The organism is Bacillus fungorum, from assembly GCF_002746455.1.
In the GTDB taxonomy this organism is placed as follows: domain Bacteria; phylum Bacillota; class Bacilli; order Bacillales; family Bacillaceae_G; genus Bacillus_A; species Bacillus_A fungorum.
On record NZ_NWUW01000012.1, the window covers coordinates 1 to 14932 of the forward strand.

The following is a 14932-nucleotide window of genomic DNA, read 5'->3' on the forward strand; positions in this document are numbered from 1 at the left end:
ATCTTTAAAACCGAGTTCGTTCGCGGTCGTCATTTCGCAAGTTTAGAAGAATTGACCTTAGAATTGAACGACTACGTAAACTGGTTTAACAATGTCAGAATCCATGGAACACTGGGCTATTTGAGTCCTGTTCAGTACAGTACAGGCAGGAACACCTTAAAAAAATTGTCTAGTTTCGTGTTGACATACCATCAATTAACATGCCTTATAACAATTCTTTCACAACTTGGTGTGGATGGTTACTAGATTATAAAACAGACACTTTAATCATTCTAGATGAGGAAAAAGTTAAAGTGGAGGCAGTTATTAAAGACTTTGAATCTATTGGTTTAGATAATATTATTGCTTTTGCACCTTTAAAGGTAATACAAAGATTTACTAGATTAGAAAGTTACAAAGAAGACACATCAATCGAATTATATCCGCATATAAAAGGTGGAAGTGTTAAGGTAATCGACGTGCGTAGTAAAAAAGAGTGGGAGGAAGGACATCTTCATGATGCAATACATATCCCTTTAGGAAATCTATTTAAGCAGCTAGATTGTATACCAAAAGATTGCCCAATAGTTTTACAATGTCGAACTGGATTGCGTTCCGCTATAGCAGCTAGTATTTTACAAAGAGCTGGTATAAAGGAAGTAGTGAATTTAAAGGGAGGATTTCTTGCATGGAAAAAAGAAGGGCTTCCTTATACAACATGCAATCTCAATGTGTAGAAAATATTATATGAAATGTGACTAAAAATATTATTGCGAAATTAGTAAAATAGTAAAGAAGGTCGTCATTCACGGCGACCTTCTTTACTATGCGTTATACCCAAATAATTTTAAATCTTCTCCTGAATCTGAAATGATTTTCTCAAATTGCAATCCTACTTTTTCTAAAAGCTTTCCTGAATTGATGTTATCTATAGTAGTAATTGCTACAATTCGTTTCAGCCCTAGTTTTTGTACACCGTATTCGATTACAGCAGAAGCTGACTCGTAGCCATATCCTTTTGAACGGAATTCTTCTAAAAAGGCAAAGCCGATATCAACATCTTCTAATGAATCCCTTTTTATAAGGCCGCACATACCAATTGGTGTGTGATCTTCTTTTCGTTCAACTAAGTAAAGGCCAAATCCGAGTTTGTTATACATATCGATTGGTCCTTTTACAATATAATTTTTTGCATCTTCCAAGTTTCTAATTCCTTTATTACCAATAAACTGAATCCATGCAGGATCGTTTACTAACTCAAGAATAAACGGAGCATCTTTTATATCGAGCCAACGAAGAGTGAGTCGTTCAGTTTCAAGAACTATCAATCTATTGCACCACCTTTAAAAGTTATAACAATTAGTATGGATTGAGAAATACAAAAGTGCAACATATTTTAATGGGGCTTTGTTTGTTCACATAAAGTTCGTTTGTTTTGTATAAAAGGATATTTTATAATTAGATTTGATTGTAAAGAGTGAGATGCTTATACAATGACTCCTAGGTGACTAGGAGTTTTTACTATATAACTATCATTATTACTAAATATGACACACTACACATTCTACTCAAGGAGGTATATAATGAAGAAATTATATAATGCATCGTTTACGTATTTGATTATCGGTTTATTGTCAGGGATTTTCGCTAGGGAATATGGAAAGTATAAGGGGATTGTAGGATCTACTTTGTTAAATCTTTTGCATACACATATACTTGTACTAGGCTTTTTCTTCTTCTTAATTGCTTTAGGATTAGCAAAAGTATTCGCGTTTCATGAAGCGAAAAGTTTTAATAAGTGGTTTATTGTACATAATATCGCATTAATATTAATGTTAGGCTCATTGGCAGCAAGAGGGCTTCTTCAGTTAAATGGAGCGGACTTTAAAGGGTTAACTTATATTGTTGGTTTTTCTCATTCGCTGATGGCAGTTACTTTAATTTGGTTTATGTTGTTAATAAAGAAGTCATTTAAAATATAGTTTTATAGAAAAGAACTTGCAGCAATTGCTGCAAGTTCTTTTCGTTTATTCGAAAGTAAGAAATGAATTATATGTAAAACTTGAATTATTTAATTTTTCGGATTATTATGTATAAAATAGTTAGCATATTTTGTAATTCGGATTTATAGAAAGAAGGAGAGTGTACAATGGAAATAACGGTAGAGCGTTTAGTAAATGAATTAAAGGGTGTACTTCCCGAAGATCGAGTAGTTGTGAATACGACAGTAAGAGAGTTACATAGTAAAGATGAATCTTATCATGCTAGTAGTTTACCTGATGTAGTAGTTTTTCCGAAAACGACCGAAGAGGTTAGTAGAATAATGAAAGTAGCGAGTGAGCATAAAAAACCTGTCGTTCCTTTTGGGGTAGGTTCTAGTTTAGAAGGCCACGTTATTCCATATGAAAAGGGAATTACAATGGACTTGTCACTTATGAATAAAATACTTGAGATAAGAGAGAAAGATTTTCTAGTGAGAGTACAACCGGGAGTGACTCGCTCTCAGCTTAATAAAGAATTGAAAAAGTATGGATTGTTTTTTAGTGTGGATCCAGGAGCAGATGCAACGTTAGGTGGAATGGCTGCTACAAATGCGAGCGGAACGACAGCGGTAAAGTATGGCGTTATGCGTGATCAAGTTCGTGATTTAGAAGTTGTTCTTGCTGATGGAGAAATAATACATACCGGGAATTTAGCAGCGAAGTCGTCATCAGGTTACCATTTAAATGGTGTTTTCGTAGGATCAGAAGGTACGCTTGGATGCTTTACAGAGTTAACATTAAAAGTATACGGCATACCAGAGCATGTTATGGCCGCAAGAGCATCGTTTCCAACTATAAATGATGCAGTTGAAGCTGTTATTAACATACTGCAAGCCGGTATTCCGATTGCGAGAATTGAACTCGTTGATGAACTATCTATGAAACAAGTCAATCATTACAGTGAAACAAGTTACAGAGAAGAACCTACACTGTTTTTAGAGTTTCACGGTAATGAAGCAGGGCTAAAGCAAGATATTGAATTTACGAAGGAAATTGTTTGTGATCATAAATGTAAAGAAGTTGCTTTTGAAACGGAAACTGCAGCGAGAAATAAATTATGGGATGCACGGCATAACCTAGCATACGCTTACGTTCATAGCTATCCTGGTAAAAAGCTTATGAGTACAGATGTGTGTGTACCAATTTCAGAATTAGCTGGGGCAATTCAACATGCGAAAGAGACATTAGATAAGGTTGGTCTTGTTGGTGGTATTCTTGGTCATGTAGGAGATGGGAATTTCCATGTGCTTTTAATGGTGGATCCAAACGATAAAGAAGAAGTGGAAAAGGCAGACGAAATAAATGAAAATATCGTTTTGTATGCTCTTAAACGAGGGGGAACGTGTACAGGAGAACATGGCGTCGGAATCGGAAAAAGGAAGTATCAAGAAGAAGAACACGGGGCGGCATTATTCGTAATGCAAAAAATAAAGAGAGCTCTTGATCCGCAAAATATTTTGAATCCGAATAAGGTGTTTCAATTAAAGGATAGGGGCTGATTGGGTGAAAGTACTAGAGGCGATAAGTAATATAGCTGGAAAGTATTTTGCATTTTGGGTTATTTGTATTGCAGCTATTACATATTTTATTCCTGCTCCATTTCTCGGGTTAACTAGTTACATAACGATTTTACTTGGGGTTGTCATGTTTGGGATGGGATTAACATTAAAAGCTGTTGATTTTAAAATCATTGCTACAAAACCATTGCCAGTTATTATCGGAGTATGTGCTCAGTTTGTTATTATGCCACTTGTCGCATACGTACTAGCCTACGTTATGAATCTGCCAGCCGAATTAGCAGCTGGATTAGTGTTGCTCGGTTCAGTACCGGGTGGCACTGCATCAAATGTTATGGTTTATTTAGCAAAAGGGAATTTAGCGTTGTCTATTGCAATGACGTCATTATCAACGTTACTAGCACCAATTGCTACACCACTTATTTTATTATTACTTGCAGGACAATGGATGCCGGTTAATCCTATGTCTATGTTTCTTTCTATCGTACAAGTCATTATCATACCGATTATTTTAGGATTAGTAGTGAAGAAGTTTTTCCCTAAAACTGTTACGAAAGGAATGACCGTTATCCCTTTAATATCAGTTTTAGCAATTATCATTATTGTTTCTGCGGTTGTTTCAGCGAATGTAAGTAGCATTACTTCTTCAGGCCTTCTTATCTTTATTGCTGTTATGCTTCATAATGCTTTCGGTTTTTTACTCGGGTATATAACAGCATTCATACTTAGACTAGACGAAGGGACAAGAAGGGCTATTTCAATAGAAGTAGGAATGCAAAATTCAGGTTTAGGTGTTGCGCTGGCAACAGCACATTTTGGACCAGCAGCTGCGCTTCCGAGTGTATTAGCGGCAGTGTGGCATAACATTGCAGGGCCGATTTTAGCAACCATCTGGTCAAAAAATGCAAAGAATACTTTCGGTGATGAAAAATTCTCGGTAAATATAGAAAAATAGGAATGATAAAGAATGCAAAAACGTATTGTACATTTTGAAGGCTTAGTTGTATTCTTGGCCGCGATTTATACGTATTCATTATATGAATTTAGTTGGATCATATTTTTGGTATTCCTATTAGCGCCGGATTTATCAATGTTAGCTTATCGGATAAATAATCAAGTTGGTGCTAACATTTATAATTTATTTCACACATATATTATATCCATATTAATTGTTATCATAGGTATCTTTTTTAAGATAGACACAGTAATTATGATAGGCCTAATATGGACAGCACATATTGGAATGGATCGAATGTTTGGATATGGATTGAAATATGAGACGGATTTTAAAGATACTCATATTCAAAGGTTGTAATTGTTTGTGAGAAGAGGGATATATTGAAAAAGAGAATTACTATAGAAGGATATAACACCAAATGGGAAATTGAATTTAATAAGCTACAAACTCTCATTAACGATGTAATGGAAGAGAGCATTTTATTCATTGAACATGTTGGGAGTACATCTATTAAAGGACTTGCAGCAAAACCAGTATTAGATTAGATATTGATATAGTAATAGAAGATTACGAAATTTTTCCTGAAGTAGTAACAAAGCTTGAAGCGATAGGATACTATCATCAGGCAGAATGGAGTTACAAAGGGAGAGAGGCGTTTGGCAGAAAGGACGCTTTCGTTCCGTGGGACGGAGAAAGTACAGATTGGATGGAACATCATTTGTATGTGTGTGATAAAGAAAGTGAAGAGTTAAGAAGACATATAGCGTTTCGGGATTACCTTCGTGAACATGAAGACGTTGCTGTTGAATATGGGCGTTTAAAGGAAGAGTTAGCAAGAGAATCGAAAAATCAATCCAGTTATAGTGAAGGTAAGACGGCATTTATTACAAATATATTAGGGGAAATAAACTAAGGTCGCATGGAGTATATGCGGCCTATTCTTTTTAAATTGAAAGCTGCCACTATAAAATAATGACAAACTGTCCCTTTTGATTGATGCGATTACTAAATATAATAGGAAATAAAATAGAAAAGAGTGGAAAAGAGGGAGCTTATGTATATACCAAAATATTTCGCAATACAAGATGAAGAAATGAAGTGCGAAATAATGGAAAAAAATAGCTTTGCAACGTTATTTTCTCAAAATAATGGGGAACCATTTGCAACGCATTTACCGTTGTTATTAAATAGGGAGACCCTTACTTTACATGGTCACTTCGCACGGCCGAATGAACAGTGGAAAGATATTGAGAATCAACAAGTGCTTGCTATATTCCAAGGGCCACACAGTTACATATCACCGTCATGGTATGAAACAAACAATGCAGTACCAACATGGAATTACGTTGCTGTACATGTATACGGTGAATTAGAAATTGTTGAGGGTGAACAGGAATTAATAGACTCTCTTCAAGAATTAGTACATAAATATGAAGATCCACAGAGTACCTACTTGCTAAATGAGGTAGATTCGAATTATATGGCAGGATTAAGTAAAGGGATAGTTGGTTTTAAAATTAAGATTAGTAAAATAGAAGGAAAAGCGAAGTTAAGCCAAAATCATTCTGTGGAAAGAAGAAAATTAGTTGTGGAGAAACTTGAGAAAGTTGGTAGCGAGGGGAGTAGGGGGATTGCTAGAATGATGACGTGGAATTCGTTGTAATAGAAAAAACAAGTTATATATTATTGATTTTGGTAATGTAAATGAAATAAGAGAGCTAAGAAAAAGAAGCAAAAGTTTCAACGAATAAAAATGAAGTCATACGATAATGCATGACTTCACTTTTTTCGCGTGAAAAAATGTATTGATCAACCGCCTCCATCACCTACAGAAAGGCTTTGTATCTTGGTATTAGAATGATCCAACTTTGTTGGACTTGTTATACCAGTACTAAATGCTAGAATTGTAACGATTCCCATAAAACTTAAGAGTAATTTTTTCATTTTAATCCTCCTTTAGCATTTGCTTTTTTCTTTGCTTGTAATGCCATATAAAAATATTTACTTGCTTCAGAATGTTCGTTTTCATCATAGAATTTAATTGCCAATGTTTCATATTGTTCCTGAACATCTTCATATAATTCTTCGCGTTCGAAATATTTAATTCCTGCTAATGCTATTTTTTCAAATGTTTTAGCAGGTGAACTGTTATTTAGTTCTTGTAAAATCATAAAGCGATGTTGGAACTCCTCTTGTTTTAGTTCGTTACTAATATTTAATCCCCTTTTTATTAGCTCGTCTGCGACGCTAAGTTCCTTTAATTTGTAGTATTCTAAGGCGCTAGCAAAGATAGCTTTATAATGATTTGGGGATTTCTCGATAACTTCAGAGAGATAACGAATAGCTAATGCATTAAGATTTTGATTTGAATACATCCATCCTAAGTTATGTCGAACCATTAAAATGAATTTTTCTTCTCCTATTTTTTGGAATTGATTCATTGCAGCTGTAAAGTGTTCTTCAGCAAGCTCCCATTCTTTTAAGTTTATACATGCTAAACCTAAAATGTTATCACAAAAAGCTACATTCACTTCATATCCTAGATGATTAGAAAACATATCTTTAGCTTTTGTTACTTCTTTGATAGCTTGAAGTGCTTGTTGATTATCATAGTAGGAATATCCTAGTTTATAGTAGAACTCTGCTTTCTCAATTTCATCTGGAATGTATTGAAGCAAAGCTTCAGCTTTATCATAATGTTCTCTCGCTAGTATATAATTTCCAATTGCATCTGAGTGAATAGCTTTAAAGAAATGATAGTAATATGATAAGAAATTATTTGTTGGAATTTCAAACGACTCAATTTTATTAAAACTGTCTTTAGAGACGCCTAAGTTATCAATTAAATAATTATATCGGAAATTTAGTAAAGAATAATAGAGCAATAAGTTTTGATCAGGTATACCTTTTGGATAGTTGTTTTTTAAAATGTTGATTTTATTATCTATTTGTTCTTTAAAACGGTTTGCGCTATCAATGCGTCTTAAACGGATTTCTATGTACCATTCATTTAATAGTTGTGTGATTTGTTCACTTTTAGTGGATGTAAACATGAAGATTCCTCCTTCTTTAGAATATTCTTATAAATAATAATAACAAAAATAATAACACTAAAAAGCAAAACTTATATTTCTCAACATTTTTCACGAATATAGTCAATTAATATGATTGGAATAGTGATATATGTGTGGTTTGATTGGAGTACGATTTATGCTTATGTAAAAAAATGTGCCTTCAATAATTGAAAGCACATTAAAAAAGATTAAATCATCAAGTCCCACAAAAAGTACGATAAGGACGATTCGTCGGCGCAGGCGGAACGCAGTAATCTTCTTGCTCTGCGGAATACGCATAAGGATTTGATAGAGCCTCAAGAAGTTTCTCCATTACACTATAATCTCCACTTGTAACAGCTGCTTCTAATGCTTCTTCTACACGGTGGTTTCTTGGAATGATGGATGGGTTATTATTTTTCATCATTTCGTAGGCATTTTCTTTCGATTCCTCTTGTCTTTCTAATCGAGATTGCCATAGTTTGTACCATTCTTTAAATTCAGGGCTATCGAATAGAGGGGCATTTTCGATCGTATCAAGAGTTAATGAACGGAATGTATTAGTGTAATCTGCTTTATATTTCTCCATCATTTTTAAAAATTGCTCAATAAGTGAATGATCTTGTTCTTCGTTGCTAAATAGTCCTAATTTCTTTTTCATTCCAATGAACCACTGGTTTTCATACTGTACGCTAAATTTTGAAATTTCATCTTGAGCAATCTTTAATGCTTCTTCTTCATCTTCATGTAGAATCGGTATTAAAGATTCAGCTAGTCGCGCGAGGTCCCATGCGGCCATATATGGCTGATTTCCATATGCGTAGCGACCTTGTGTATCGATAGAGCTAAAGACGGTTCCTTGGTCGTAATTGTCCATAAATGCACAAGGGCCGTAATCAATCGTTTCTCCGCTAATTGTTATATTGTCAGTGTTCATTACACCGTGGATAAATCCAACAAGTTGCCATTTAGCGATGAGACTTGCTTGTTTCTTTATGACTTCTTGTAGTAATGCAGTATATCGGTTTTCATGAGCTTCAATTTCTGGATAATGCCTTTTTATTGTATAGTCAGCTAGTGATTGAAGATCCTCGATAGAACCACGAGCTGCAGCATATTGAAATGTGCCAACACGAATATGACTACTAGCGACCCTGGTTAAAATTGCTCCAGGTAACTTTGTTTCACGATATGTTGGTTCACCAGTTGTGACAACTGCTAAACTACGAGTAGTCGGAATATCAAGTGCATACATTGCCTCACTAATAATATATTCACGTAGCATCGGACCGAGTGCAGCACGACCATCACCGTGGCGTGAATACGGAGTAGGGCCAGAACCTTTCAGTTGAATGTCAAAACGTTTACCTGAAGGATTAATTTGTTCGCCAATTAAAAGAGCACGACCGTCGCCTAACATATTAAAATGTCCGAATTGATGTCCAGCATACGCTTGCGCTAATGGATGAGCTCCTTCTGGGAGTGCATTACCAGCGAAAATAGCAACTTCGGCTTCTTTCTTCATTTCTTCAGGATTAAAGCCAAGAGATATTGCTAGCGAATGATTTAGTTTAACTAGCTCCGGTGAACTTACGGGAGTAGGGGGGATTTCTGTATAAAATGAATGTGGTAAAGTAGCATAACTATTGTCTAAATTCCAACCTACTTCATTATTTTTAGTCATTTTATCTCCTCCTTATTTATTTTTTATTATGTATTTGTACGTATGTATTCTTTGTAAAATCAGCTAAAAGTATAATATGATATTTCCCCTTGCAATCTATTGTAAGGACTTCAGTGCACTATGTCTATTTAGCAGCAAATTTAAAACCTCCATTTTAAAAAAAATGGAGGTTTTATTATTATTTTATTTTTACAATTATTTTTCCTTTTGCTCTTCCAGCCTCTGAATATTCCATTGCTTTTTGAGCATCTTCAAAAGGGAAGACTCGATCGATTACCGGTTTGATTTTTCCGGCTTCAATATAGTTTGCGATAGTACGTAATTGATCACCGCTTGGCTTCATAAATAAAAATGAATATTGCGCATTATGTTTCTTTTCAAGGGCAGTAAGTTTTTTAGATATACCTTTTTTCTATTATGCTAGATTATAGTAATAGGATACATATTCTTCTAGACCATGAACCTCTTTTTCAGGTGGCTCAATACCACCTTTTCTGCCGTAGCAAACATTTCTCAAGTATTCTCCAAAAATCATAGAGCGGCTTTTCTCGTTTTCCATCCAATTATATCTATTAATTATAAACTCACCATCAAAACTTGTATCAAATGTATATGGGATACAAGTAATAGTTTTAGGTAAATGTTTTTTTAATACTCTATATTGACGACCAGCGCCTAAACTTTTGCATACAAATAGTAGCCGATTAATCTTTGTGAAATCAAAAATCTTTTTCGCTTCCATTACATTAGCGATAGAATGGAGGGAGTTTTTCTCGAACATGATAGCGTCGCTTGGTACGCCATGTTCAATTAATTTATTTACAATTACTTCTGCATCTGACAAATCCCCGTAATTCCAGCTTGGATGTTTCATGCCATGTAAACTAGTACCACCTGTAACGATAATTTGATTTCCTAAACCTTGCCGATAAGCTTCTAGAGGGGCTTGCCAATTGCCCGGGTGAGAACCGCCGAAAACGAAAATGGCATCACATTTTTGTGGTGTTATTTCTTTTAGAAAAGTGATTTCTGTAATTTGATCGATTTGTTTTTTCGTAAGAGCAGGAACATCAGGATATTTAGGGATTACCATTTGAAAACCTCCTATATAGTAAAATGATAAATTCATTATATAGCGATTTTATTAAGTGGAAAAAGGGAAGCTTTTCATTTGAAAGTACCCCTTTTAAGATAACTCCCCAATAAACCAAATTTCTTTTTTATCGATTGCATCCTCATCATAAATGACTTCTTGAAATTGTAACATTTGGGCAGTAGGACAAATTGAAATTCCCCATGTTTCCCAAAAATTCATTTCATTTGAAAGAGGAATCCATGTTTGAAATTCATTATTTCTATTGAAAAAGTTATGAAAGTAGTCATCGTCTTTAAATACGATAATTTGAGAACTCCATAAATTTTCTATAGAAATGAAAACAATAACTCGATATGTATGTGTATCGCTCGGTTTTATTTTTATTAAATGCTGTGCTTGATTTAATAAGGTTTGTATACACAATCGTTTTACTTTTCTAGGCGTTTTACACGAATCGATAAAAGCTTGGGAAACTGGTAAAGGCATATACCAATATTCATTGTTATAGAAAGCAGAAGGGAACGTTTTTGTATGTTCCTCAATGCGTTTAATCATAGTGTTTGTTTTTCGTTTCATCCCACGTATTTTCTTTTCATGCATTGTGAGTCATCTCCATAAATTTTTGTAATGCAGCTGAGCGAAATATATCGTTTCTAGTAATAAAAGTAGTAGGAACTTTTTTGAAGCTATTTGGTAAAGGATTGAATGATACGTCATGTTCATGTCCCTTTAAAATTGATTTCATCATAATCGCTACGCCCATACTTGATTTTACACATGCAAGTATCGCTTCGATTGTTCCGAATTCTAATACTCGTTTAGGCGAGACCCCTTCTTCTTGAAGCCAGTCTTCTAATAAACTTCTATAATAGCAACCGTGACTAAAAGCGAGTAAATTCATATCTTCTATGTCTTTAAGAGAGGATAAAGGTTTTTTACTAATGAGAATTAATTCTTCTTCATGAAATACATTTGTATGAAGTTCAGCATGCTGAGTAGAGCCAGCTATAAATGCTCCGTCAAGTTTTCGCTCTAATACAAGCTTAATTAGTTGTTCAGTTGTATTTGTTTCTAAAATCAAATCGACTTTTGGGTATTTCTCATAGTAGGCCGTTAATATAGAGGGGAGCCTTACCGCAGTTGTAGATTCTGTACATCCAATTTTTAAAGTGCCTTTTGGTTCAGTTCCATTATTTTGAACCGCTTTTATAGATTGATCCATTAAGTGGATAATTTGTTTGGCGTACGTTAATAAAATCTCACCGTTAGAAGTTAAAGTTACACCTTTTCCGTTACGGTAAAATAAAGGCACGCCTAATTCATTTTCTAGTTGTTTCATACGCATTGTTACGCCTGATTGTACGTAGTTCAAATTTTTCGCTGCGTGAGAAATATTGTTTTCTTTCGCGACTTCGTAAAATACAGTTAAATCTTTTATGTCCACGTATCATCCCTCCAAAAAGGTATCATTTTTTTTGATGGATTATATAATGAATCTTTATTTTATATGATATCAGAACTTTCATACAATGGAAGAGGATGGAGGGATTATTGTGTTAATGGAAGAAAGGATGAACAGTACTTCTAAGTGGGTGATGTTAATTGTTGCGACGATTGCTCAAACAACAGCGACGCTTATAACATATGGTGTCGGGGTCTTCGCTTTATTTTGGAAAGAAGAATATGCGCTTACGAATACGGAGAGTGGATTGTTAGTAAGTGTTGTAAATATTGGACCGTTATTTTGTATGCTTTTTGTCGGACGGCTACTTGATCAATATAATGAAAAAATATTAATTTCTATCAGTTCATTTTTGTTAGGAGGTTCGCTTTTACTGACTAATATAGTAAATGGATTTAAGGGGTTATTATTTGTACTTTTATTAGTAGGAACGTTTTATAGTGTTTCCCAGCCGGGAGGAAGTAAAGTGGTTATAAAATGGTTCCCAAAAGAAATTCGCGGATTAGCGATGGGAATAAGGCAAGCTGGTATACCGATTGGTGGCGCGTTAGCGGGAGTGTTAATCCCGTTTCTTACAATACAATATAATGTGACTTACGCGATAAATAGTATTGCATGCATTTGTATAATTGGAGGACTATTACTTCTTTTTTTTTATAAAGAGCCATATGTTCAGGAGGAAGCAAGGAAAGAACATATTAAAATTGCTTTTTGGACGGAGCTAAAAGTAGTGATATGTAAAAAAGAGTTGTATCCCATTTATATGACGGGTATTTGCATGATTTCATTGCAAATGGTGTTAGTTGGGCACTTTATGAAATTTTTAGTAAGGGAACAATCCATTACATCTATTGTAGCCGGCTCAGTATTTTCAGTGATGTTCTTTTCTGGAATGATTGGCCGTGTTGTATTAGCAGCTAGTAGTGATTTGTTTTATAAAGGGAATCGACATACGCCTTTATTTATAGCTGTCTGTGCTTCTATCGGTTTGATTCTATTGTTAGTAATGAGCATACATACAGTAACGAGTGGAGTATTGTATGGTATAAGCGCATTGTTAGGCTTCTTTTCAATTGGTTGGTTTAGTCTTTTTATCGTCGAAGTTGCTGAATTGGCAAGTGAAGAATCTGTGGGAATAACAGTTAGTTTGGCACTTACATTCAATCAAATTGCGGTTATTATTGCACCTGTTTTATTTGGTTATATTGTCGATGAGAAAGGGTATACGTATGCGTGGTTGTGTATAGTGGTATTACTAAGTATTTCGGCAGTGAGTTTATCCCGCAATTTGCCAGGCAGCCAGTAAAAGCCGGATTGGGGTGGGCTAATAATCAGTGGGGACGGACAAAACACCACTGATTAAAGCTTCACTTTATATAGTAAAAATAAAAGAAAGTTAGCAATGTAAATTTTTTATGAAGACAGTCTAAAGAAATGCAAAATGAGCGACATTTCTTTTTTATATGTTGTATAATCATAATATAAATGAGATTCGTTTTCAGTTATGTTCATTTCCTCTTTTGAAATTGCCTGTTACTTTAGCCATAATGAGTTGTTTTTCTGAATCATTATGTGCATAATTTATTTTGGATAAAAATTTTTCAGCATCATTTCCTTTTAATACCATAATCTGTTTTCCGTAATATTCAATTAAAGCTATGCTGTTTTTTGTTACCCTGTAATGAAACATCCTATCATTTAAACGATTGCGTTTATCGGTATTTTTCATCGTAATAACTCCGTTTCTTAATGTGTGTAACAAATGTTACATAAGATGTTGAAATTATAGTAGGGGGCATCCGATTGTAAGGTGGAAATTTCGCAAGAAAGAAATACAATAGAAAGTAGCCAAAAACTGAATATGAGAAAAAGGAATCTAGTTTAATTAGGTGAATAATAGATAGGTAATAATATAAAGTATTTAAAAATTAATAGAGATAGAATAGAATGGATGCGCGTTAAGTGAAACTAGATAAAAGAGGGTTCCTATTATGCTGAAGAAATGGTTAATTGTTTTCTTTATTTTTGCTATTTTTTGTGGGAGTGTCGTTGCACTAATACATGCAAATAAAGGTAAGAAATATGATATAAAGGCATTTTCTAATTTAAATAGTAAGCAAAAGGACGATATGCAAGAAGTTGATGCAACTGAGAAAAAACGCTATGAAGCTGTAGCTGGAAAACTAGATCAATATTTAAAAGATAAAGGATTTAATGGGAGCGTTCTTGTAGCTAGTAAAGATCATGTGATTTTACGAAAAGGTTATGGATATGCGAATGTGAAAGATAAAGTAGTAACAACGCCAAGAACGAAATATCGTATTGGTTCTATTACGAAAACGGTCGTTGCAATATCTATTATGCAGCTAAAAGAAAAAGGAAAATTAAATATTGAAGATAATGTAAATAAGTATATTCCATCGTTTCCAGCAGATAAAAACATTACGTTACGAAATCTATTAACACACACGTCAGGCTTACCAGATCAAGGACAAGGTAGGGTGGATGCGGGGTCACGTTTAAAGTTAGTAACGTGGATTGGAGCGCAAAAATTGCAATTTCCTGCAGGGACAGGCTGGAAATATACAGACTATAATTATATGGTACTTGCATATATTGTAGAAAAAATTACGAATAAACCGCTCGCTGAATACGTCAAAGAAAATATTTTTGCTCCTGTTGCAATGCATGAATCTGGAATGGGGGCAACTCTCCCAGAAGATATTTTTTTAGCAGAAGGTTATACGAAAAAAGATAATGAATTAATTGCTGCACCCCGCTTAAAAATGAACTGGTTGTATGGGTGTGGTGAAATGTATACGACTGTTGAAGATATGAAAAGATTAGATGAGGCAATTATGGACGGGAAACTGTTATCGAAACAAAGTGTATTAGATATGTTTACGGCATCACCTGCAAGAAAATATGGATTTAGTTTCTATACGTATCCAGATTATTATCATAACCACGGCGTATTAGCAGGTTGGAATACTTTTAATAATTTTAACTCGGATAAAAAAATGTTTGTCATATTATTCTCTAACGTCCAAAATGGTATGAATGATGCATTTAATCAAGAGTTTAGGAAAATGGCAAGTGATTTAATAGAAGGAAAAGGAGCCTAAAAGAGAAAGAGCCTCT

At 34.4% G+C, this 14932-nt stretch carries 15 protein-coding genes and 4 pseudogenes; 10 read left to right on the top strand and 9 right to left on the bottom strand.

The features are described from left to right. A pseudogene (locus CO726_RS32480) lies at nt 1–138 on the top strand (IS3 family transposase); the annotation flags it as partial. 53 nt (nt 139–191) lie between these two features. Then, nucleotides 192–716 (top strand): annotated as a pseudogene (locus tag CO726_RS17260) (rhodanese-like domain-containing protein); the annotation flags it as partial. Between the two features lie 87 nt (nt 717–803). On the opposite strand, the gene CO726_RS17265 reads toward CO726_RS17260, so the two are convergent. After that, entirely contained in the window at nt 804–1307 is a 504-nt protein-coding gene (locus tag CO726_RS17265; protein ID WP_099685049.1) for a GNAT family N-acetyltransferase, read from the bottom strand. 255 nt (nt 1308–1562) lie between these two features. Here CO726_RS17265 and CO726_RS17270 point away from each other — a divergent pair, with 255 nt between their 5' ends. The 6 genes and pseudogenes from CO726_RS17270 to CO726_RS17295 all read left to right on the top strand — a co-directional run bounded on the left by CO726_RS17270 (nt 1563) and on the right by CO726_RS17295 (nt 6159). Continuing rightward, nucleotides 1563–1961, top strand: coding sequence for a DUF2871 domain-containing protein (locus CO726_RS17270; RefSeq protein ID WP_098760585.1), 399 nt, complete (start codon nt 1563–1565; stop codon nt 1959–1961). A gap of 167 nt (nt 1962–2128) precedes the next feature. Continuing rightward, a complete protein-coding gene (locus CO726_RS17275; RefSeq protein ID WP_099685050.1) occupies nt 2129–3520 on the top strand; it encodes an FAD-binding oxidoreductase in 1392 nt (463 codons plus the stop codon). Nucleotides 3521–3524: 4 nt separating this feature from the next. Then, the gene (locus CO726_RS17280; RefSeq protein ID WP_099685051.1) at nt 3525–4493 is read left to right on the top strand and encodes a bile acid:sodium symporter family protein; all 969 of its coding nucleotides are present in this window, start codon (nt 3525–3527) and stop codon (nt 4491–4493) included. 12 nt (nt 4494–4505) lie between these two features. After that, on the top strand, nt 4506–4853 hold the full coding sequence (locus CO726_RS17285; RefSeq protein WP_099685052.1) for a DUF4260 domain-containing protein: 348 nt from the start codon (nt 4506–4508) through the stop codon (nt 4851–4853). Nucleotides 4854–4876: 23 nt separating this feature from the next. After that, nucleotides 4877–5409 (top strand): annotated as a pseudogene (locus tag CO726_RS17290) (GrpB family protein). A 141-nt stretch (nt 5410–5550) separates the two neighbouring features. Continuing rightward, nucleotides 5551–6159 carry an FMN-binding negative transcriptional regulator gene (locus CO726_RS17295; protein ID WP_099685053.1) on the top strand — a complete coding sequence of 203 codons (609 nt, stop codon included), beginning with the start codon at nt 5551–5553 and terminating at the stop codon, nt 6157–6159. A 146-nt stretch (nt 6160–6305) separates the two neighbouring features. Here CO726_RS17295 and CO726_RS17300 read toward each other — a convergent pair whose 3' ends face one another. The 7 genes and pseudogenes from CO726_RS17300 to CO726_RS17330 form a co-directional block, all read right to left on the bottom strand. Then, nucleotides 6306–6440, bottom strand: coding sequence for a Phr family secreted Rap phosphatase inhibitor (locus CO726_RS17300; RefSeq protein ID WP_000735069.1), 135 nt, complete (start codon nt 6438–6440; stop codon nt 6306–6308). Next, a complete protein-coding gene (locus CO726_RS17305) occupies nt 6437–7549 on the bottom strand; it encodes a response regulator aspartate phosphatase (protein ID WP_099685054.1) in 1113 nt (370 codons plus the stop codon). Before CO726_RS17305 ends, CO726_RS17300 begins: the two co-directional genes overlap by 4 nt. 217 nt (nt 7550–7766) lie before the next feature. Then, entirely contained in the window at nt 7767–9233 is a 1467-nt protein-coding gene (locus CO726_RS17310; RefSeq protein WP_099685055.1) for a protein adenylyltransferase SelO, read from the bottom strand. Nucleotides 9234–9411: 178 nt separating this feature from the next. Beyond that, a pseudogene (locus CO726_RS17315) lies at nt 9412–9633 on the bottom strand (zinc-binding dehydrogenase); the annotation flags it as partial. A 15-nt stretch (nt 9634–9648) separates the two neighbouring features. Further along, nucleotides 9649–10326: a YdcF family protein gene (locus CO726_RS17320; RefSeq protein ID WP_099685056.1), complete on the bottom strand. Its 678-nt coding sequence runs from the start codon at nt 10324–10326 to the stop codon at nt 9649–9651. A 93-nt stretch (nt 10327–10419) separates the two neighbouring features. After that, the gene (locus CO726_RS17325) at nt 10420–10929 is read right to left on the bottom strand and encodes a DUF3916 domain-containing protein (protein WP_099685057.1); all 510 of its coding nucleotides are present in this window, start codon (nt 10927–10929) and stop codon (nt 10420–10422) included. After that, entirely contained in the window at nt 10922–11773 is an 852-nt protein-coding gene (locus CO726_RS17330) for a LysR family transcriptional regulator (protein WP_099685058.1), read from the bottom strand. The genes CO726_RS17325 and CO726_RS17330 overlap by 8 nt, the downstream gene beginning before the upstream one ends. Nucleotides 11774–11858: 85 nt before the next feature. Here CO726_RS17330 and CO726_RS17335 point away from each other — a divergent pair, with 85 nt between their 5' ends. Next, the gene (locus CO726_RS17335) at nt 11859–13097 is read left to right on the top strand and encodes an MFS transporter (RefSeq protein ID WP_136699701.1); all 1239 of its coding nucleotides are present in this window, start codon (nt 11859–11861) and stop codon (nt 13095–13097) included. Between the two features lie 192 nt (nt 13098–13289). Here CO726_RS17335 and CO726_RS17340 read toward each other — a convergent pair whose 3' ends face one another. Further along, the gene (locus tag CO726_RS17340) at nt 13290–13520 is read right to left on the bottom strand and encodes a hypothetical protein (protein ID WP_099685059.1); all 231 of its coding nucleotides are present in this window, start codon (nt 13518–13520) and stop codon (nt 13290–13292) included. A gap of 262 nt (nt 13521–13782) precedes the next feature. Between CO726_RS17340 and CO726_RS17345 the strand changes: the two genes are divergently transcribed. After that, nucleotides 13783–14916 carry a serine hydrolase domain-containing protein gene (locus CO726_RS17345; protein WP_099685060.1) on the top strand — a complete coding sequence of 378 codons (1134 nt, stop codon included), beginning with the start codon at nt 13783–13785 and terminating at the stop codon, nt 14914–14916. The last annotated feature ends 16 nt before the right edge of the window (nt 14917–14932 follow it).

Excerpts from the sequence above, each read along its gene's own strand:
- CO726_RS17270 (WP_098760585.1), top strand. The coding sequence starts at position 1,563 with ATGAAGAAATTATATAATGCATCGTTTACGTATTTGATTATCGGTTTA.
- CO726_RS17275 (WP_099685050.1), top strand. The coding sequence starts at position 2,129 with ATGGAAATAACGGTAGAGCGTTTAGTAAATGAATTAAAGGGTGTACTT.
- CO726_RS17285 (WP_099685052.1), top strand. The coding sequence starts at position 4,506 with ATGCAAAAACGTATTGTACATTTTGAAGGCTTAGTTGTATTCTTGGCC.
- CO726_RS17295 (WP_099685053.1), top strand. The coding sequence starts at position 5,551 with ATGTATATACCAAAATATTTCGCAATACAAGATGAAGAAATGAAGTGC.
- CO726_RS17300 (WP_000735069.1), bottom strand. The coding sequence starts at position 6,440 with ATGAAAAAATTACTCTTAAGTTTTATGGGAATCGTTACAATTCTAGCA.
- CO726_RS17305 (WP_099685054.1), bottom strand. The coding sequence starts at position 7,549 with ATGTTTACATCCACTAAAAGTGAACAAATCACACAACTATTAAATGAA.
- CO726_RS17310 (WP_099685055.1), bottom strand. The coding sequence starts at position 9,233 with ATGACTAAAAATAATGAAGTAGGTTGGAATTTAGACAATAGTTATGCT.
- CO726_RS17320 (WP_099685056.1), bottom strand. The coding sequence starts at position 10,326 with ATGGTAATCCCTAAATATCCTGATGTTCCTGCTCTTACGAAAAAACAA.
- CO726_RS17325 (WP_099685057.1), bottom strand. The coding sequence starts at position 10,929 with ATGCATGAAAAGAAAATACGTGGGATGAAACGAAAAACAAACACTATG.
- CO726_RS17335 (WP_136699701.1), top strand. The coding sequence starts at position 11,859 with ATGGAAGAGGATGGAGGGATTATTGTGTTAATGGAAGAAAGGATGAAC.
- CO726_RS17340 (WP_099685059.1), bottom strand. The coding sequence starts at position 13,520 with ATGAAAAATACCGATAAACGCAATCGTTTAAATGATAGGATGTTTCAT.
- CO726_RS17345 (WP_099685060.1), top strand. The coding sequence starts at position 13,783 with ATGCTGAAGAAATGGTTAATTGTTTTCTTTATTTTTGCTATTTTTTGT.